The organism is Anaerovorax odorimutans (assembly GCF_024459955.1).
GTDB lineage: Bacteria > Bacillota > Clostridia > Peptostreptococcales > Anaerovoracaceae > Hominibacterium > Hominibacterium odorimutans_A.
This window is the reverse complement of sequence record NZ_JANFXK010000008.1, coordinates 17,363-35,711: the sequence shown is the minus strand read 5'-3', so window position 1 is coordinate 35,711 and position 18,349 is coordinate 17,363. Positions and strand designations below refer to the sequence as shown.

Sequence of the window (18,349 nt, the reverse complement as noted above, 5' to 3'; positions counted from 1 at the left end):
AAATGAATACGATGAATAATAAGAAGTTTATGATAATCGATGGTCTTCCGGTAGCCATTGAGGGAGAGAAAAATATATTAGACGTAATCAGAAAAGCAGGAATCGACCTGCCGACTCTGTGTTACTATTCAGCTTTATCCACTTACGGAGCTTGCAGAATGTGCGTTGTGGAGGGAAAAAATGGTGACATCATGGCCTCCTGCTCCACTCCGCCGCGCTCCGGAATGGAAATCAAGACAAATACACCGAGACTTCAGAAATACAGAAAAATGATTCTGGAACTGATGCTTTCCGACCACTGCAGAGAGTGTACTACCTGTGAAAAGAATTTTGACTGCAAGCTGCAGGAGCTGGCACAGCGCTTCGGACTCAAGGACGTTCGCTTTGACCAGTACAGCATCGACGATACGCGGGACGATTCTTCCCCTGCGATTATGAGAAATCCCAACAAGTGCATCATTTGCGGTGACTGTGTGCGGATGTGCTCTGAGATCCAGAACGTGGGAGCCATTGATTTTGCTTACAGAGGTTCCAAGATGGAAGTTACCACAGCTTTCAACATGCCTATTTCCGAGACTAACTGCGTAAACTGCGGTCAGTGCGCGGCGATCTGTCCGACTGGCGCGATTACCATCAAGAATGACCTGCAGCCGCTGTGGAACGATCTCCACGATAACGATACGATCGTTGTGGCTCAGATTGCCCCGGCCGTGCGTGTAGCGCTGGGCGATGAATTCGGTATTCCAAGAGGAACCAACGTAATGGGCAAGATCGTAAGCGCCCTGAGAAGAATGGGATTCGACGAGGTTTATGATACGGCAACGGGCGCTGACCTCACCGTTATCGAAGAGGCCAACGAACTGATCGGAAGACTGGAAAAGGGTGAAAACCTGCCGCTGTTCACTTCCTGCTGTCCGGCATGGTTCCGCTATGCGGAGATCAATCATCCGGAGCTGATGGATAACGTGTCCAGCTGTAAATCTCCGATGGAGATGTTCGGTTCCGTACTGAAAGAAAGAGCAAAGCTCAATGAAAAGGGCAAGAAGCCAAAGAAGACGAAGGTCGTGGCGATCATGCCTTGTACAGCAAAGAAATACGAAATACATAGAGAAGAATTCCAATATGACGGAGAGCCTACAATCGCGCACTCCATCACCACCATCGAGCTGGCCAATATGATCCGTGAAGCAGGACTGCGTTTTGAAGACATTCTGCCGGAAGCGGTTGACATGCCTTTCGGTATTGCCAGCGGCGCAGGCGTTATCTTCGGCGTGACGGGCGGTGTAACAGAAGCTGTTATACGCTATGTCATGGGAGACGAAGCCAGAGATCATTTAGCCGATATCTCCTTTACCGGAGTGAGGGGCTTTGAAGGTCTCAAGGAAGTGAAGGTTCCGTATAAAGACAGAGAGCTTTCCATCGCTATCGTCAGCGGTCTGAAAAATGCTGAGAAGCTGATCCAGGCCATCCAGGCGGGCGAAGTGCAGTATGATTTCGTAGAAGTCATGGCCTGTGAAGGCGGATGTATCGCCGGCGCGGGACAGCCATTCGTAATTGGAAGAGCGAAGCCGGAGCGTTCCGAAGGAATGTATCAGGCGGACAGAATGTCCAATGTAAAACTTTCCGCAGAGAACCCGGTAACAGACGGGCTCTATGCGAACTTACTGGCGGGAGATAAGGCACATCACCTTCTTCATTATAAATAAAACAAAATAAAACAGTGAGACAATGATAAAAGCGCTGCCAAGTCTGATTTCAGATGGGCGGCGCTTTTATCCGTTTGCTGTGCGTTTTTCGCCCGGGTATACTGTCGCAAGGGCGGCGGCCCGTCCTATTTGGCGTCAGCCGATCTCCACTTTTGGACCAGCTCTTTCATGGCGTCGGGGATGTCAGCCAGGGGGATCTGGTTGTAATACAGGATCAGCGAAGTGGAATTGTCTTCTGTTTCTCCGGTATAGGCGGCCGTGGGGATGGCAGCGATTCCCAAAGCTTTGGCATCGGCGCAGAGCTGCTGCGCGCTCTTGGTACCCTTGACCCGCACGATGATATTGATCCCCGAGGAAGTATTGGTGGGTTTGGTAAAGTTTGTACTGAGGCATTTTACCACGGCGTGGAGCTTTTGCGAATACAGGTTGCGCAGCTTTTTAATATTGGTCTGATAAAAGCCTTTCTCCATGAACAGAGCCAGGGTCAGCTGTTCCATCTTGGAGCAGGTCTGGGTATAGTCTCCGCGGATTGTGCGGAAGATCTCCGCCATGGCGGGGGGAAGGACCATGTAGCTGATCTTAATGGAAGAGAACAAAGTCGTGGAAAAAGACCCCAGATACACGACACGCTCTTTCGTGTCAAGGCCCTGAAGGGCGGGGATCGGCTTCCCAAAATAGCGCAGCTCACTGTCGTAGTCATCCTCCATGATGATGCTATCGTTTTTTATGGCCCATTCAAGCAGTTCATAGCGTTTGCCGATAGGCATGACCGCCCCTGTAGGAACCTGATTGGAGGGACTTACATAGACCGCCGAACGGATGTTGGAAGGGAGCCGGTCAATGGTGATGCCTTCCTTTCCCACCTTTACCGGCGTGATGGAAAATCCGCGGTCCCGGAAGATATTGTTTACCGGCATGTAACCGGGATCCTCAACGGCAACGTGATCCACAGCCATTTTCTTGAGAATATTGGCCAGATGGTTGGTGATCTGCTGGGTTCCGGCTCCAATTACGATCTGCGTCGGATCGCAGATGACGCCCCGGGACTGATAGAGATATTTGGATATTTCATAGCGCAGAGCCATTTCCCCCTGGGGGTCACTTTCGAAAAAGAGAAGGGGAGAGTATTCGGTAATGACCTTATTGACGCATTTCTTCCACTTGTTGAAATCAAAACAGTCCAGATCATAATAGAACTCCGGTTCCTGCGCCTCCATAGTGCGGTCCAGCGGCGAGACGTCCTGCTTTTTCAGCGGGGTGATGGTTTCTGTGGGCAGCACGTTTCCCGCGTAATAGCCGGACTGAGGTTTGCTGTATATGTAGCCTTCCACTGTCAGCTGACTGTAGGCCAGCTCTACGGTGGTCATGCTCAGACCCAGGGACCTGGAGAGACTCCGCAGGGAGGGAAGCTTTTCTCCAGCGCGTATTTCTCCTGAGAGAATCGCTTCTTTTATGTAATCGTAGAGCTGCAAATAATAAGCTCTTTTGGAACGTTCGTCGATATTGGGAATAATTGCTTTCATGACGCACCTCACTGTACCTACAAAAATAATTATATTTGTATATTTTCTTATATACACCTACCATGTATTATAGTGTATAGTAAAAAAATAGTAAAGAGAGGAAGAAAAAATGAGAAACGCGGGACAGACAACGAAAATCGTCATGACTGCGCTGATGATCGGCATTATTATCGTTTCTATCATGTTTATCAAGTTTCCGATTCCGGGAACGCAGGGATATGTGCATCTCGGGGATGCTATGATTTTCCTGGCTGTACTGGTGTTGGGATGGAAGTACGGAGCCGCGGCCGCAGCCATAGGCGGAGCACTGGGGGATGTTATGGGAGGCATGCCGATCTGGGCTCCGTGGACCTTTGGCATCAAAGGCATCATGGCCATCATTATGGGCCTTTTCATTGCGGCGACGCTGAAGAAAAAGTCAGCAGCCATTGCCGGCGTACCGGTGATAGAACTGGTAGGCATGGTTCTGGCAGGCATCTTTATGGTGATCGGCTATTATGTGGCGGAAGGCGTTATTGTGGGAAATTGGGTAACGCCAGTTCTGGGAGTGCCGTGGAATATCGGACAGTTTGTTGTGGGCATGGTTATCGCGGGCGTACTGGCGGCAGCGCTGTATAAGACGCCGGCGAGAAAATACTTTGCCTATGTTCTGGAAAAATAAGTGATCGTAAAAGGGAACGCACAGGTTACAGAAAAATAAGGAAAGTGCTGTCACAGGCCCGGAAAAGGGCGGGGCGGCAGCACTTTTTTCTTGATTTGCACCCGGCGGCGTACGTTTCTAACCGGTGCAAGTCCGGAGTTTGCCCGATAGAATGGAGTCGTGAGAGGACAGCGGCTAGTCACCGCCTTCTGCTCGATTAATATAAAAGTCATCATCACTATGGCAATAAAAATCATAAAAAACACCTATGAAAGCCGCTTGCTTGAGGACGTCCCGGCTGAAGTCTGACTCACTTAACTCTGCTCCTATGGAGCCATATGCATCCATATTCTGTTTTGATATCTTTGGCAAATCGCCCGTCTTTTTTATTGCTTCTATGCCATCGTTACAGGTAATCAACATTTGTTCATATGCTTTATCACGATCAATAAATATCGGTTGCCCATATTTGTTTACACCAAGATCAAAATTATTTGAACTATTTAACAGCGTTTCAAAACCTGCGGTTTGTTCACCCTCATATGGCTTGGAGACTACTTTGCTAGCTTCATCCGGCTTTACAAATTGGAGATATGCAGCCGTTCCTATTGTTCCAATAACTAGAACAACTAAAACTATGACAATAAGATTTTTTTTCACTTTACACACTTTTTTCTTCTACGTATAAATCTAACGACCAATTGTCTTATTTAAGACAGCCAAATGCATCATCTCCCTTTTCACAGTAATCATATAACTTCTTTTTTCTCATATATTTCCCCTTATATATAATAAGATGATGAAACTTGGAGAGAATTTCATTTTTCTAAAAAAAAAGAGTCAAGTTATTTTGATTTCTGTTAATGTATAACTGTTAAACGTCTTACCATATTCAATGACTATATAATGGACAATTGTCTCTGTCATAATATTTTACAAAATGCCAATTAATTTTGGATATTTTGAAATTATACCCATTGCTTGTTCATCTTATATCAATAGAAGTAGAAATTACGGGATGTAAGAAGGAGGGCATAAGATGGACACTTTACCTGATGAGTGTTATGATTGGTCAATAGAAGAGAAGGGTGAAGTACCTCCTGAGGGAGAGGAAGGCGTTATCTGTGAAGATGCGTCCGATGAGGAAAATAGTATTCAGCCAAGGGCAATCAACTATTTTAGCGTAACATTCAATAAGTTATCATCAACTAGGGCACAGGCAAACATTAAGGCTAGTGCAACCACCTCTACGAATATATTAAAGTCTACAGTGTATTTGCAAAAAAAGAATAGCAAAGGCAAATATGTGAATGTTGGCGGATCAGTGCGTACAAAGAAGGTATCAGGGAGAACTCTGTCGCATAAACCGGTTTATGCCATTAACTCTGATTCTAGTTATCAAATAAAATGCGTGCTATTTGATGGATCTGCATACAGAACAAAATATAGAAAACTATAACATTCCGCGTTGAAAGAATAAAGGCAGCAAATGATGGATTTAAACAGGAAGATAAATGAATTATATACAGATGTATATTACTTTGTGCTTTCTAAATTGTATGATGAGGATGTAGCAAGAGACGTGACACAAAATGTTATGGAACGGATTATCCTTAACATTGAAACACTAAAAAGTGAAAAGTCTTTTAAGCCATGGGCGATGCGCATTACCGTGAATGAAATTAATATGCATTTCAGAAATTTAAAACGCTATAATAAAACGTTTGCTTCAGTTGAGAATATAGAGGAATTTTGTGAAACACAAGAAATAAATATCGAGGATCTTGAAGCTGACATTCTCGAATGCCTGCTCAATAAAGAAGCTGGGTTAAACGTGATGCGGGCGCTGGATTCTTTGGACGAAAAGTATCGAGAAGTAATTCGATTAAACATCATCTGCGAATATAAATTGATCGAAATCGCCGATATTCTAAATGTCAATGTGAATACGGTACGAACCAGGTATGTGAGAGGTCTGGTGAAACTAAAAGAAGCTTTTGTAAATATTGAAAGAGGATGATTTACTATGGGGAGAAACGAAAAACTGCACGAAGAATTATGCAAAAAAATGCAGGAAGCAAGTGAACAATATGTTCGGCAAACTTACGAAGCTCCCGAAATAGATCCACAACTATTTGGGCGAATCAAGCAGAGGCAAAAGAGAAATACCCATAAAAAAGTATTGCGAATAGCTGCTCTATTTACAGTCGTTTTGCTGGGTGGAATTTCATTAAGTGTCTGGTTTAATGCTGACGGCGCCTATGGCGGCAAACGGCTGATCGGAAAATATGTACACCTTCTATCCTCCTCATCGATTCATGAAGAAGTCGATGAGGAGGGAAATAGATCAGAAGTTATGGAAATTGACAATTTTGAGAACATGAAAGAAGCGGAAGATTTAATCGAAACGTTATATGTGCCTAAGTATATCCCAGAGGGGTATAGTTTTATTTCGTTAAAAGTCACAAAAAACGCTGATGAGGAGATGTATACATACACATATAAAAATTCAACGCAGGGTTCCCTTTATATTGATTACAATTTTGACAATTTTGATAAGGATATCATGATTGACGGTGAGCCGTATACTTCTCCACGAACGGGGGAAAAACTGTATATTAAAAAGATAGAAGAAACAGATGAATATACAGTTGTCAAAGTGGCGGATCGTTTTGAGTGTGTAATAAATGGTATCGGAGATATAGAGGAAGGCATTAGGATTATGGAAAATCTCGAGAAATATTAAAATTATTTTCAGATTACAAACAGCCGAAAAGGGCACTGGTTCAATTCAAATCTGACAATGGTCAAAAGAGCAATGACAAAAGAAAGACTGATACGCACAGGCTTTTATGATTTAGCCAATGCGTACCAGTCTGTGTGTGTCAACGATTGAAAGCGCCGGATACGAGAACCGTATGTCCGGCGCTGTGAGAGGACAGCGGCTAGTCCCCGCCTCCCACCTGATTTCGGGGAAACAAAGCTATTTCCCTTTGATATCTTTTTTATCCAGCAGTTCATTGACCAGGAGATAGTCGGCGGCCAGTATTTCTTCCTTAAACAGCTTAAAGGCGCTGCGCCCTGCGAAAAAGCTGTCAGAGCCCTTTTCTGCCAGGCGGTCGGCGATGTACAGCATGAGGGTAGCCTCGTTGAGCTTGCGGCGTGCGTCCTCCGGCGTGCGGATATCACGAATATCGGGCGTCGGCACTTTAGAGAGCGCACTGCGCAGATGGCTGTGAAGCTGTGTTTTTTTGTAAATAACAGCCGGGTCCAGTTTGAGTATTCTGGCGGCGGCTTCTGCGCCGGATCGCTGGTGAGGCGTCAGTTCTCCCTTGGAGAAGGTGAACTTTTTCCCCTCGAAAACGCCAAAGGCCTTCATTGTGTCCAGATAGCCCAGGCGAATGATACGGCGGGTGTTATCCGTGTCAAAGATTAAAAAGTTTCCCAGATCCCAGTGGCTCTTGATGATTATCACCTTCGAAGCGGTTTCCTCCGCCAGCTCTACGGTGTCCTGGCGAACAAAACCAGCAGCCTCCAGATGGACAGCGATGATGTTGTCCGCCCCCTGCTTCAAAGCCAGCTCTACGGGCATCACATCCACATAACCGCCATCGATGTAGCGGATTCCATCGATCTCCCGGGCCTGAACCGCGGGAAAGCAGGATGCGCTGGCGAGAATGTAATCCGGCAGCTTCCCCTGAGGAATGTCCTCGGCGAAGAGGTAATGGGGTTTCATGGTGGGAAACTCCACGGTCACGACCCCCAGCTTTATGTCCGAGCCGCGGATCTTTTCTTCGCTTACATATCGCTGAACGATCTTCTCCAGGCCGGACGTACCGGCCCCGCCCCTGGTGAGAATTTCTTTGGCATAGGCAATCGCCTCGCCGGCAGTCATACCGGCAATTTCAAAATCAAAGCGGCCGGTGTCTTTTCCGCCATCGCTTTCCAGATCAAAAACCATATGCGTCTCCAATTCTTTCCAGAGATCCACAGCCAGCTCGAAGTCATCCTGAGCCACCATGGCGCCGTTGAGCGCGCCTACCGACGTACCTGTTACAATGTGAATGGGCACTCCCAGCTCGCGCAGGGCCTGCCATACGCCAATTTCGTAGCCGCCGCGCGAACCGCCGCCGCTGAGAACCAAAGCATTTTTTTCCATATAAATCCCTTTCTGAATGAATTATCCCCTAAGAAGTATTCCTTTAATAGAATATTAGCAATGAAAAGAAAAAAATACAAGGAAGAAATATGCAGGACCGGAAAAACATAAAAGTTGAACATATGTTTTCGATGTGGTAAAATAAGAACGTAAGTTCAGCAAGCAAGGAGGGTAGCCCATGGATCTGATGTTTGACAAACTGAAAATACTTGCGGACAGCGCAAAATACGATGTCTCCTGTTCCAGCAGCGGTGTAGGCCGAAAGAACAACGGTACCATAGGCAGCGGAGCGGCGGAAGGAATCTGTCATACCTGGTCCGCCGACGGCAGGTGTATTTCACTTTTAAAAGTGCTGTTCACCAATAAATGCGCCTATGACTGTGAGTATTGCGTCAATCGGCGCAGCGCGGACGTGGAGCGCGCTTCCTTTGAACCGGAGGAGCTGGCCAGGCTGACTATTGAGTTTTACCGCAGGAATTATATCGAAGGGCTGTTTCTCAGCTCTGCAGTGGAGGTGTCCCCGGATCATACCGCGGAGCGTATCCTTCATTGTCTGCGGCTTTTGCGGAACCAATACGGCTTTGCCGGCTACATCCACGCCAAAATCATCCCCGGCGTGTCGCAGGAACTGATTCATGCCATCGGCCTTGTGGCGGACCGTCTCAGCGTGAACATAGAGATGCCTACCAGTAAAAGTCTGGAGCTCTTTGCCCCGCAGAAAAAGCCGAAGCAGATATTCAGCCCCATGCGTCAGATCACCAATACCCTGATCGAAAGAAAAGCGCTGAAAGGGCCGGGAACCATGTTCAAAGGACAGGACCTCAATTCCGATCTCAGCTACCTGAATCCCAGTCAGAGCAGCGTCCTGGTGGACCCCCAGCAGCTGCGGCAGAACCAGAACAGTCCCGAGCAGACGGCTCTCGCAGGAGCAGCGGGAGTTCCGGCGCGGCAGGGGAGAAAAAAAGAGGTTTTTGCTCCGGCCGGCCAGACCACTCAGATGATTATCGGCGCCGGCCAGGAGACGGACAAGCAGATCCTGACGACCACGGAGAATCTGTACCATACCTTCAAGATGAAGAGGGTGTACTACAGCGCCTATATTCCGGTGGTCCCTTCGCCGATCCTGCCCGATGCCCTGACAGCTCCGCCCCTCAGCCGGGAACACCGCCTGTATCAGGCGGACTGGCTGCTGCGTTTTTACGGGTTCAGCGCCGGCGAGATCCTGGATGAGGAAAACCCCAATCTGGACCCGGACCTGGATCCAAAGGTGACCTGGGCGCTGCGGCATTTGGATCAGTTCCCGGTGGAAGTCAATAAAGCATCTATGGATCAGCTGCTGCGCATACCGGGGGTAGGCGTGCAGTCAGCACAGAGGATTGTGCGCCAGAGAAGGATCTCTGCCGTAAAATACGAAGATCTGAAAAAAATAGGCGTGGTGCTGAAACGGGCCAGGCATTTTCTGACCTGCTCGGGGAAGTATTACGGAGAGAAGAATTTCATGCCCCATGTCATAAAAAATCAAATATTGCAGATAAACGATGGGGTTCAAATGTCAATGTTTGGAGACAATTCTCAGTCTGTGCTGACAGGAGGGGAGAAAGGGGGAAGGGTGCTGACAAATGGTTGATTATCTGTACGACGGAACCTTCGAAGGGCTGCTGACCTGTATCTACCATCACTACTATACGGAAAAAGCCAGCGGAATATTTCGCAGAGAAGAATACCAGTCTACGATGCTGGGTGGATACAAAGAGATAGAGACGGAAGAGGAAAAGGCGATCACTGTCTACGAGGCCATCGAAAAGAAAATTTCTTCCGATGATCTTAAGCGGATCTATAAGGTATTCATGTCCGGTGTGGAGGGCAAGGAAACGAAAATCCTCAACTATGTGCGGCTGGGATTTGTAAAAGGGTCCTGCGTCAGTATGCTGCACGGCGAACCCATTGTCTTTGCCGTACAGCAGGCGGAACGAAAGGTCAACGGAGAGGTACACCGGATGAAAGGGCTGATTCGTTTTTCAGAGCTGGGAAACAAGGTGCTGTACAGCTCCATTGAACCGGATCACGATATCGTGGAGTTTTTGGCCGACCACTTCTGCGACCGCTTTAAGAATGAGCCGTTTATCATTCACGACCTGAAACGGAGTAAGGCCCTCATCGCTTATCAGGGCAGCTGGTATATCAGCGAATTCACTGAAAAAGAGCTTTCTCCTCTGTCGGAAGAGGAGAAAGAATATCGACGCCTGTGGAAATCTTATTTTGAAAATATGGCGATCCGGGAGAGGATCAATCCCCGCTGTCAGAAAAACCTCATGCCAGTGCGTTACTGGAAGCACCTGACGGAATTCCAGCTCTAACGGGTGGTGATCCCTTCCAGTTCGAGCAGATATTTTTTTATGTGTGTTCCTCCGGCGTAGCCGGTCAGACTGCCGTCAGAGCCGATGACCCGGTGACAGGGAATGATAATCATGATGGGATTGCGGTTGTTGGCAAGGCCCACTGCCCGAAACCCTTTGGGGCAGCCGATTGCTTCGGCGATATCCTTATAAGTACGGGTCTGCCCATAGGGGATTTTTTGCAGAGCATCCCAGTCCTTTTTCTGAAACTCCGTTCCCTTAGGGGCCAGCGGGAGATCGAACTCCGTTCTTTTTCCGGCAAAATATTCATCCAGCTGGCGGGCTGTGCTGCGGGTAAGACGGGTCTCCTCACGGGAATATTCGCCTGATACCGGAGGTTCGTAAGAATCCAGGGACAATTCTGTCAGAGCGCCGTCCTCCTCAACGATGCGGAGCATGCCTACGGGGGAATCATACAATACAATGTTTTTCATAGCCGTTCCATCCTTTCTGCTTTTATTATAGCATCTGGAAATGCAGGGACAAGGCGTTTTGTTACATTTTACACGCCGTTTGTTACATGAAGAACAATCTTTGCGAAAAGATGCTAAAATAATAATTAGAAAGATTTACGATTTATAAGTGTATGTAATTTTGCTAAATGAGGAAGACGTTATGTGGAGAATACTGATTTGTGATGATGACGCAGTCTTTCTTGAACTTTTGAAAAAGAGCGTCATAAGAATGGCGGGGGAACGGATAAAAGAGATTAGAACATTTGAGGAAAAGGAGAAGATTGAGTTCTACGCTGCGGAGCATCCCAATGAAGCGTATATTGTGTTCCTGGACGTGGAACTGGGCGAGGGCAATGGCAATGGCGTTGAAAGCGCCAAACAGATTTTGAACTATCAGCCCAATTCGCAGATCATTTTCATTTCTGCTCATGATAAATATTATCTTGATGTTTATGAGGTGGATCATGTTTTCTTTTTGAAAAAACCGCTGGAAGAAGAACAGCTGGAAAAAGCGCTGCATCGGGCGGCGGAAAAGCTGGAAGGCATAAAAAAGGACAGTTTCGCCGTGACCAGTAAAAAGGGAGTTCAGAAACTGGGACTGAATGAAATCCTTTACTTTGAAAAGGAAAAACGTAAAATACACATCCATACGGTAAAGGATGTGATTACTTATTATGGGAAATTTGACGATATGGAACCACAGCTGGATCATCGTTTTCTCAGATGCCACAACAGCTATATCGTCAATATCAGCAAAGTAAAGAAAATGGGCAACAAGAAATTTTACTTTGAAAATGACAAGGTTGTGCCAATCAGCAAAAGCTATTATCCGGAGGTGAGAGATATCTTTTTAGAATATCTGGAAGGAAATATCGGCTAGGGGACTGAAAACCTTGACATTGATGGACAAAACTGATAATGTAACGGAAAGGACTGCCTGCGCACGCGCAGTTGGCAGTGTGATTTTGCAGGGCTGGGGGAGTGATTTCCCGGTCCTTTTTTGTAAGGAGGGGGATTTATGTATTGTGAGAATTGTGGTGCAAGAATTGATGATGATTCGAAGTTTTGTGAGAACTGCGGTGTGCTGGTAAACCCGGACGCAGAGCCGGAGGAACCTGCGGAACCGGAGTCCGCGGAGCCGGAGGTCAGAGAGGTGGAAGCCGCACCTTCCGATACGAAGGAGCAGGCGGTTACGGATTTGGACCAGCTGCTGAATTTGGACTTGGAGCCTACGCCAAAAAAAGAATACGGACTGTCCGATCATACGCAGATCTTTACCAAGGAAACCTTTTTTAAAGAAACCCCGCCTCAGGAACCGGACGCAGAGTCAAAGGACCTGAAGGAGGATGAAAAAATTTCCGAAGGAGAAACGGAAGTGCCTGTGGCTGATGTCTCCTGTGAGCAGGAAGAGGGACCGGAAGGTCCGGAAGCGGAGAAGGAGCTCCAGGAAGAGAAAGCGGAGCTTCCGGAGGCAGAGGCGGTCTTTGCAGGCGCGGAACCGGTAAAGACGGAACCGGCGACGGAACTCTTCGCGGAGGAGACGCGGCAGCCGGAAGAAGAAAAAACGGCTGAGGAGCCGGAAAGTCAGGAGGCGAAGGAGGAAGTCTTCATCTGGAGAAAGGATGAAGACGAAGAGAAGACAGAGGAGCCGGAGGAAGAAATGGATGTGAGGGTTGAGGAGCCGGAGCCTGTTTCAGAGGAACCTTCCCTGCTGTCTCAGGAAAAGACAGGGGAACCGGAGATTTCGGAAACAGCGGACGATGGGGCCGCAGAGGAAGCGGAAAGTGAAAAGCCGCTGTTTTGTATGGCCTGCGGCAGGAGACTTCCCAAGGGAGCGGCATTCTGCGATGCCTGCGGGACGCCGACGGGAGAAGTGGCGCCGGTGGAGATACATAGAAGACGGCCTGGACAGGGAATGTTTGCGGAACTGGCAAAGGAATTCTTTGTAAAACCGGCGGCAGCCATTGAAAAGGCTGCTTCGGAAGACGCATTCCTTCCGGGCGTGGTATTTCTTTTGATTAAAGATGTGATTCTGGCAGTTCTGGCCGCCGTATTCATGGGAAAAATGTCCGCCACACTGGGCATTTTCGGGACCTGGCTGATCCAGGGAGACGCCTTTGGCTTTGGCGCGAAAATGTTCCTTATAGCCATTGTCCTGGACGTGCTTTGGATCGGACTGCTGTACGGTGCGGGAATGCTGTTTAAAGGCAAGGGTTCCATCAGAGAACTGACGGGCGCCTGCGGTACCGCAAGCCTTTTGACTACGGCGCTGCTGATTGTAACCATTGTGCTGACGGCCTTTGTGCCTGTCGCCGCGCTCTGTTCCGTGCTGATTACTTTGGCGGCTACCATTGCGGTTATGGTTAAAGCTTCAGCGCAGGCAATGCATACGGATGAAAACCTCGGCCTTTATGCGGTGCCCACAGCGTTTGCCTGCTTCATCATCATTGTCTTTGTTGCTTTGCGACTGCTGGCATAGGAGCGAGAATTCAACGAATTGCGGCTATGGATTGGAAAAAAGATCTTCGGAATAAGAAATAATGAAAAAAGCAAAAAGGGCTTGTTGCATCTGTAAAAAACGGATGTGACAAGCCTCTTTTTATGATAGTTGAAGTTCAATGGTTTGCTATCCCAGAATAAGGGAGACTGAGGATGTGAAGGTATCTCCCTTATCCTCCATTTTCATCACCCCGTCATATTTTTTTACGATGCCGTCCAAAATACGCAGTCCAAGACCGTGAAACTGGGGATTTTCCTTGTCGGTTTTCATATGATTTGCCATGGGATTACGGGCCGGATCTTTTGAGTTTTCAATGCGAATGAGAAAGACACCGCTCCGAAACTGGCAATTCATTTTTACAAAGGGGCGGGGCGCCGGTGAGGCGTATGCGGCTTCAATGGCATTGTCCAGCAGATTGCCCAGCAGTGATGTCAGTTCGATTTCTGTCAGCTTCCCTTCCGGTATCCTGCAGATGGTGACTTCAAACTCAATGCCGTATTTTTCACATATTACTGTTTTGCTGAACAGCAGTGCATCCACTTCCGGGTTGCCGCACCGCACCTTAGACAGAAGCGCATTGCAGCTGTCCAGGCAGGACTGTTCCGCGTCCAGTTGTCGGCGCAGGCTGTGGGGAGAGCCATCTTCAAAGAAGCGGGTCAGGCGGCGGACGTCCTTTGTCATAGCCCGCACCTCCTGTGAAAAGGACTCCAGTCCTTTCAGGTGCTGACGCTGCGCGGCCCATCGTTCCAGCAGGAACTTGTTTTCCTCGCTGATTTTTTTATGGGTACGAAAGGCAATTACGAAGAAAACGGACAAAATTACCATCAATACAATCATTAAGATGAGAGCGTCAGTATAAATTCCCATTGACTTTCTCCTTTCCTCCAGCATACGCTGCCGTCCCGGCGCTGCAGCACGGCACTAAGAAGCTGAAAATACGGATCCTGCCGATAGGCGATCCACCACAGCGGAGTCGGATGCTGCTGTGGAAGCCGAACAATCAACCGGCTGCCGGACTGGCTGCGGGTCCGGGATATCCGACAGTCCTCCCAGGCGCAGCCGAACTGCGCCAGAACTGCTTTCAGATAGTAATAAATGATATAGCATTCCCGGTCGGTCAGGCTGTCTGTTCGGATTTCTTTCCAGCGAAAGACCTCGGAAACCTCATCTTCGATCTTATCGCAGTGGGACAGGAAGGCTTGGCAGTATGTGTCCCTGTGGGGGCTCTTAATCAGATCCAGATGTTCCAAAACGTTCAGATGATTGATGAGATCATGGCGAAGGCTCCGCACTCGAAACTGCAGGCTGACAATCGACTGGTAATATGCGTGCTGAAGATCCATTTCCGCCTGCAGGAGACGCCGCTTCTTCCGGTAATTGATGCGGTCGTGTATGAGAAAGGCCGCGATTGCTGCCAGAAGCCAGAGGCCAAGGCCGATGCAGAAAAAGATACCCAGATTCAGTGTGGATGCCATATCACCGGTGCTGTCGGCGACATAAGCGCTGAACGTGTGCGAAAGACCCGAAACAAGGGCGATCAGGGAATCTATGACATAAATTCCGCCAAATACCGCAGAAGGAATCCGCTTCACCTTATCCCAGAGCCTGCTGCGGATGAATCCCGCCAGCAAAAGCGCGATGCCGTAAGCCAGCACGCTAACCAGAAGGGCGGCAAAATCTCCCGGGGAGCGGGCGGCGAGGATCGAAGGCCCCAGCATAAAATATTTTCGAATCAGATGCAGAATCAGCATAAAAGGAAGGGCCGCCGTGGAGAACACCAGAATCAGGCCGCAATTGCGAAGCGCGGGCCCCTGGGTATAGCGATAAAAAAAGAAGACCGGGAACCCGTAATAAAAAAGGATGTCCGCCAGAATATAAAGCGGCTGGTTCATGAAAAACTGTGGATCAGACTCATAGAGGGAAGATAAAAGGGACGTGAACTCGGTCAGCGCCAGATACAGCCCATAAATGACCAGCACATGAGGCCGGCTCCTCTTAAAGGAAAAGAGAATCGGCAGCAAAAGAAGGCCAAAAGCGATATCGACAAGACATTCCAAAGATATATAAATCACATTCCACATAAATGTAAAGCTCCTTACTCTGCCTTTATTATCGCATGATATGCCGAAAACCGCCAGTCTGAATTTCAATGAAAATTACAGGAATCCCTACGACTTTTTAAAGCGGTTATGGTATAATTGCCTCAAAAGGCCACTGCGGGTCAGCCGCAGAATAAGTTAGAGACGCAGAGATAAAAGGAGTAGGTATGAAAAAAGCAGTTTCAGTGATTTTAGCCCTGGCCCTGATTTTAACAATGGCGGCCTGCGGCAGCAAGAGTGAGGAAAAGAACAAGGACGGCCATGTGGCGGACAAGTATCATGCGATGCTGGACGGCGATGACGCCAGGTATTATTACGAGGCTGATGTTGAGGACGAATTTTTAGATGAGGGAGTTCAGGATGAGGACGCAGAAGGACCCACCAAGAGCGTGATGGCGGAAGGCCGTGACGGAAAGGACCGGTTCGCTCTGATGGAGGGCGAGGAAAAGCTGGAAAACCGACAGGTTGACATAGATAAGGTTTCCTATATGATCTCCGATGCTGATAAGGAATACACGAAGGAAGAGCTGGAAGCGGAGGATGAAACAAAACTGGCCTACGTGAAGACGGATCAAATGGAGCTGGACGGAAAAACCTACAAATACGATGAATATCAGGATAGCTATGAAATGCCCGCTGAACCGGAAGAGGGAGAAGAGGTGGACGAGGAAGCGATGGATACCTATCTGTACATCAAACGGTTCCTCGTGGACGATCAGGGGGAGCTTGTGGCGCTGGTATACCGTCAGGAAATGAAGGGCGAGGAAGGCCAGGAGAATACGCCGATTTACCAGAGAATCGAGAAAATTACCCAATTGAAGGACAGCGCTCCGGAAGAACTCTTTGAAATACCAAAGGACTATAAAGAAGTAGAGGACCTGGACCAGGGAGAAGATGACGAGGAGTTGTCAGAGGAGGAATAATCATGGATGCAAGAGTGAAAGAAATCGTTGAGAAAAGTAAACGGGTCGTGTTTTTCGGAGGCGCCGGAGTGTCGACGGAAAGCAATATTCCTGATTTTCGCTCGGAGAGCGGTCTGTACAGTGCGGTTTCCCAATACGGGAAATCTCCGGAGACCATGCTTTCCCATTCTTTCTTTACGAGTAACATGGAGACGTTTTTTGATTACTATAAAAACAATTTGATCTACCGGGACGCAAAGCCCAATAAAGCCCATATCGCTTTGGCGAAGATGGAGGAAGACGGAAAGCTGACGGGTGTCGTGACTCAGAATATAGACGGCCTGCACCAGCTGGCCGGCAGCAAGAAGGTCTTTGAACTTCACGGCTCAGTTCTGCGGAACTACTGTATGGACTGCGGAACCTTCTACGATCTGGACTATATCATGGATGAACAGCACTGTGACGGCCTCGTTCCCAAGTGCGAAAAATGCGGAGGAATTGTAAAGCCGGACGTGGTGCTGTATGAAGAGGCGCTGGACGAACAGGTCATTTCGGGAGCGGTAGACGCCATCCGCAAGGCCGATACGCTCATAGTGGGAGGAACCTCGCTGGTAGTATATCCGGCGGCAGGTCTGATCAACTATTTCGGAGGAAAAGACATTATTCTCATCAACAAATCGGAGACTCAGTACGACAGCCGGGCCAGCCTGGTAATCAACGACTCCATCGGGAAAGTGCTGGGGGATTAATAGAAAGAACATATAGGATCACTTATAAGCACCTGGTTTGCCGCAGACAAGTCAGGTGCTTTTGCTTGCGAAAGTTGAGAGCTTGCGGGCAATCAGAAAATGTAAAAAAATGGATGATTAAAACAAAACATATATATATGAAGAAAAAAGTTTTAAAGCAGCGGGAACTATAGTATAATGAGTTATTATTGTAAGAGAGAGGTAGATAGTCATGACGTTTCAAAGAGAGGGCGTGCTGTTTTGCTATCTTCTGGCTATATTTTTGGGTATCGCCGGGATTACGATGGTATTCCTGGCAGGAAAAAAGCGCACCAGCCAGTTGAATAAGGCCCTGAAATTTTTTTTGATATGCATGCTGGTCATGAGTTTGTACGATATGCTCCTGTATTATACCGGATATGTGCTGGGAGACATTCGTGATATGCTGACGCTGCGAATCGGAAGCTGCATCATCGCCATATTGTTCTATCTTTGGCTGCATGTAGAGCAGAAGATCACTGGAACAGATGAGTTCGCCGCACTTCAGAAGTCGGCCAGAAGCTACATTTTCATCTATGCGGTCCTGTGGTTCTGCTCGACAATCATTTTTACGATCAATTACTTCTACGCCCTCAGGTGGCTGCTGCTGGTGACGGATATCATTCTGCTCTTGATTATGCTGGTGGGAAGTGTGGTGTATATCAGCAAATGCGTGATGCTTCATCAGCCCAAAAGTACGATCCATTATATGATTGTCGTTACGGCCATGCTGGTATGGAACTACGCCTCTTACTTTTGGGGCGAGGCATCGGTTTATTGGGGAAACAGCAAGTTTATCCGCGAACCGCTGGATCTTACCATTGTGTTTTGGTTTGTCGTAAATATTGTGACCGTAGTGTTTATTTACAGAGCTGATTTCAAGGAGGCTTACGAGACGGGAACGGACGGCGGTCAGGCCGAATTCGACATTGACAAGAGAATGGACGAAGTGGCGGAAGAATATGACCTGACAGGAAGGGAAAAGGACCTGAGCCGGCTGATCTACGAGGGTAAGAGCAACAGCGAGATCGCAAAGCTGCTCTACATTTCCGAAAGCACCGTAAAAACCCATGTTTATAACATTTTTCGCAAGATGGAGGTCAAAAACCGCATGGGAGTGACCTGCATTATACGAGACGGAAGAAAAAAAGATTCAAAAGGAACAGACTGATGGCTGCCGCAGATTACGAAAAACACGGGCA

Annotated in this window: 18 protein-coding genes; 12 read left to right on the top strand and 6 right to left on the bottom strand. The window is 48.0% G+C overall.

Features of this window, described 5'->3' with window-relative positions; all coding sequences use genetic code 11:
* Window positions 1-2 precede the first annotated feature (2 nt).
* On the top strand, window positions 3-1,706 hold the full coding sequence (locus tag NE619_RS08430) for a [FeFe] hydrogenase, group A (protein ID WP_330640679.1): 1,704 nt from the start codon (window positions 3-5) through the stop codon (window positions 1,704-1,706).
* Window positions 1,707-1,831: 125 nt separating this feature from the next.
* Here NE619_RS08430 and NE619_RS08425 read toward each other — a convergent pair whose 3' ends face one another.
* Window positions 1,832-3,229 carry a PLP-dependent aminotransferase family protein gene (locus tag NE619_RS08425; protein WP_256131972.1) on the bottom strand — a complete coding sequence of 466 codons (1,398 nt, stop codon included), beginning with the start codon at window positions 3,227-3,229 and terminating at the stop codon, window positions 1,832-1,834.
* A gap of 109 nt (window positions 3,230-3,338) precedes the next feature.
* Here NE619_RS08425 and NE619_RS08420 point away from each other — a divergent pair, with 109 nt between their 5' ends.
* On the top strand, window positions 3,339-3,890 hold the full coding sequence (locus NE619_RS08420; protein ID WP_256131971.1) for an ECF transporter S component: 552 nt from the start codon (window positions 3,339-3,341) through the stop codon (window positions 3,888-3,890).
* Window positions 3,891-4,064: 174 nt separating this feature from the next.
* Here the strand turns inward: NE619_RS08420 and NE619_RS08415 are convergent, their stop codons facing one another.
* Complete coding sequence (locus NE619_RS08415; protein WP_256131970.1) at window positions 4,065-4,538, bottom strand: hypothetical protein; 474 nt, start codon at window positions 4,536-4,538, stop codon at window positions 4,065-4,067.
* Window positions 4,539-4,908: 370 nt separating this feature from the next.
* Here NE619_RS08415 and NE619_RS08410 point away from each other — a divergent pair, with 370 nt between their 5' ends.
* Genes NE619_RS08410 through NE619_RS08400 form a run of 3 tightly spaced genes read left to right on the top strand, consistent with a single transcriptional unit; the run spans window position 4,909 to window position 6,615 of the window.
* Window positions 4,909-5,328 (top strand): hypothetical protein, encoded by a 420-nt coding sequence (locus NE619_RS08410; protein ID WP_256131969.1) that lies wholly within the window; start codon window positions 4,909-4,911, stop codon window positions 5,326-5,328.
* 30 nt (window positions 5,329-5,358) lie between these two features.
* Complete coding sequence (locus tag NE619_RS08405; RefSeq protein ID WP_256131968.1) at window positions 5,359-5,889, top strand: RNA polymerase sigma factor; 531 nt, start codon at window positions 5,359-5,361, stop codon at window positions 5,887-5,889.
* Between the two features lie 6 nt (window positions 5,890-5,895).
* Entirely contained in the window at window positions 5,896-6,615 is a 720-nt protein-coding gene (locus NE619_RS08400; RefSeq protein WP_256131967.1) for a hypothetical protein, read from the top strand.
* Window positions 6,616-6,852: 237 nt separating this feature from the next.
* On the opposite strand, the gene NE619_RS08395 is transcribed toward NE619_RS08400, so the two are convergent.
* On the bottom strand, window positions 6,853-8,028 hold the full coding sequence (locus NE619_RS08395; protein WP_256131966.1) for a patatin-like phospholipase family protein: 1,176 nt from the start codon (window positions 8,026-8,028) through the stop codon (window positions 6,853-6,855).
* 178 nt (window positions 8,029-8,206) lie between these two features.
* Here NE619_RS08395 and NE619_RS08390 point away from each other — a divergent pair, with 178 nt between their 5' ends.
* Both NE619_RS08390 and NE619_RS08385 read left to right on the top strand, forming a co-directional pair.
* A complete protein-coding gene (locus tag NE619_RS08390; RefSeq protein WP_256131965.1) occupies window positions 8,207-9,655 on the top strand; it encodes a putative DNA modification/repair radical SAM protein in 1,449 nt (482 codons plus the stop codon).
* Window positions 9,648-10,385 carry a TIGR03915 family putative DNA repair protein gene (locus NE619_RS08385; protein WP_256131964.1) on the top strand — a complete coding sequence of 246 codons (738 nt, stop codon included), beginning with the start codon at window positions 9,648-9,650 and terminating at the stop codon, window positions 10,383-10,385. The genes NE619_RS08390 and NE619_RS08385 overlap by 8 nt, the downstream gene beginning before the upstream one ends.
* On the opposite strand, the gene NE619_RS08380 is transcribed toward NE619_RS08385, so the two are convergent.
* The gene (locus NE619_RS08380; RefSeq protein ID WP_256131963.1) at window positions 10,382-10,858 is read right to left on the bottom strand and encodes a methylated-DNA--[protein]-cysteine S-methyltransferase; all 477 of its coding nucleotides are present in this window, start codon (window positions 10,856-10,858) and stop codon (window positions 10,382-10,384) included. The genes NE619_RS08385 and NE619_RS08380 overlap by 4 nt on opposite strands.
* 181 nt (window positions 10,859-11,039) lie before the next feature.
* Here NE619_RS08380 and NE619_RS08375 point away from each other — a divergent pair, with 181 nt between their 5' ends.
* Entirely contained in the window at window positions 11,040-11,759 is a 720-nt protein-coding gene (locus NE619_RS08375; protein WP_256131962.1) for a LytR/AlgR family response regulator transcription factor, read from the top strand.
* A gap of 138 nt (window positions 11,760-11,897) precedes the next feature.
* Window positions 11,898-13,358, top strand: a complete 1,461-nt coding sequence (locus tag NE619_RS08370; RefSeq protein WP_256131961.1) for a zinc-ribbon domain-containing protein — start codon at window positions 11,898-11,900, stop codon at window positions 13,356-13,358.
* Between the two features lie 147 nt (window positions 13,359-13,505).
* On the opposite strand, the gene NE619_RS08365 is transcribed toward NE619_RS08370, so the two are convergent.
* Together NE619_RS08365 and NE619_RS08360 are read right to left on the bottom strand one after the other, a co-directional pair.
* Window positions 13,506-14,246 carry a sensor histidine kinase gene (locus NE619_RS08365; RefSeq protein ID WP_256131960.1) on the bottom strand — a complete coding sequence of 247 codons (741 nt, stop codon included), beginning with the start codon at window positions 14,244-14,246 and terminating at the stop codon, window positions 13,506-13,508.
* Window positions 14,216-15,460, bottom strand: coding sequence for a hypothetical protein (locus NE619_RS08360; protein WP_256131959.1), 1,245 nt, complete (start codon window positions 15,458-15,460; stop codon window positions 14,216-14,218). Before NE619_RS08360 ends, NE619_RS08365 begins: the two co-directional genes overlap by 31 nt.
* Window positions 15,461-15,645: 185 nt before the next feature.
* On the opposite strand from NE619_RS08360, the gene NE619_RS08355 reads away from it, so the two are divergent.
* From NE619_RS08355 to NE619_RS08345, 3 genes are all read left to right on the top strand, one after another.
* Complete coding sequence (locus NE619_RS08355) at window positions 15,646-16,401, top strand: hypothetical protein (protein WP_256131958.1); 756 nt, start codon at window positions 15,646-15,648, stop codon at window positions 16,399-16,401.
* Between the two features lie 2 nt (window positions 16,402-16,403).
* Window positions 16,404-17,129 carry an NAD-dependent protein deacylase gene (locus NE619_RS08350; RefSeq protein WP_256131957.1) on the top strand — a complete coding sequence of 242 codons (726 nt, stop codon included), beginning with the start codon at window positions 16,404-16,406 and terminating at the stop codon, window positions 17,127-17,129.
* Window positions 17,130-17,340: 211 nt separating this feature from the next.
* Complete coding sequence (locus tag NE619_RS08345) at window positions 17,341-18,318, top strand: helix-turn-helix domain-containing protein (protein ID WP_256131956.1); 978 nt, start codon at window positions 17,341-17,343, stop codon at window positions 18,316-18,318.
* The last annotated feature ends 31 nt before the right edge of the window (window positions 18,319-18,349 follow it).

Bases quoted from the DNA above. Each gene is read 5' to 3' on its own strand.
- NE619_RS08430 (WP_330640679.1), top strand. From the start codon at position 3: ATGAATACGATGAATAATAAGAAGTTTATGATAATCGATGGTCTTCCG.
- NE619_RS08425 (WP_256131972.1), bottom strand. From the start codon at position 3,229: ATGAAAGCAATTATTCCCAATATCGACGAACGTTCCAAAAGAGCTTAT.
- NE619_RS08420 (WP_256131971.1), top strand. From the start codon at position 3,339: ATGAGAAACGCGGGACAGACAACGAAAATCGTCATGACTGCGCTGATG.
- NE619_RS08410 (WP_256131969.1), top strand. From the start codon at position 4,909: ATGGACACTTTACCTGATGAGTGTTATGATTGGTCAATAGAAGAGAAG.
- NE619_RS08405 (WP_256131968.1), top strand. From the start codon at position 5,359: ATGATGGATTTAAACAGGAAGATAAATGAATTATATACAGATGTATAT.
- NE619_RS08400 (WP_256131967.1), top strand. From the start codon at position 5,896: ATGGGGAGAAACGAAAAACTGCACGAAGAATTATGCAAAAAAATGCAG.
- NE619_RS08395 (WP_256131966.1), bottom strand. From the start codon at position 8,028: ATGGAAAAAAATGCTTTGGTTCTCAGCGGCGGCGGTTCGCGCGGCGGC.
- NE619_RS08390 (WP_256131965.1), top strand. From the start codon at position 8,207: ATGGATCTGATGTTTGACAAACTGAAAATACTTGCGGACAGCGCAAAA.
- NE619_RS08385 (WP_256131964.1), top strand. From the start codon at position 9,648: ATGGTTGATTATCTGTACGACGGAACCTTCGAAGGGCTGCTGACCTGT.
- NE619_RS08380 (WP_256131963.1), bottom strand. From the start codon at position 10,858: ATGAAAAACATTGTATTGTATGATTCCCCCGTAGGCATGCTCCGCATC.
- NE619_RS08375 (WP_256131962.1), top strand. From the start codon at position 11,040: ATGTGGAGAATACTGATTTGTGATGATGACGCAGTCTTTCTTGAACTT.
- NE619_RS08370 (WP_256131961.1), top strand. From the start codon at position 11,898: ATGTATTGTGAGAATTGTGGTGCAAGAATTGATGATGATTCGAAGTTT.
- NE619_RS08365 (WP_256131960.1), bottom strand. From the start codon at position 14,246: ATGGGAATTTATACTGACGCTCTCATCTTAATGATTGTATTGATGGTA.
- NE619_RS08360 (WP_256131959.1), bottom strand. From the start codon at position 15,460: ATGTGGAATGTGATTTATATATCTTTGGAATGTCTTGTCGATATCGCT.
- NE619_RS08355 (WP_256131958.1), top strand. From the start codon at position 15,646: ATGAAAAAAGCAGTTTCAGTGATTTTAGCCCTGGCCCTGATTTTAACA.
- NE619_RS08350 (WP_256131957.1), top strand. From the start codon at position 16,404: ATGGATGCAAGAGTGAAAGAAATCGTTGAGAAAAGTAAACGGGTCGTG.
- NE619_RS08345 (WP_256131956.1), top strand. From the start codon at position 17,341: ATGACGTTTCAAAGAGAGGGCGTGCTGTTTTGCTATCTTCTGGCTATA.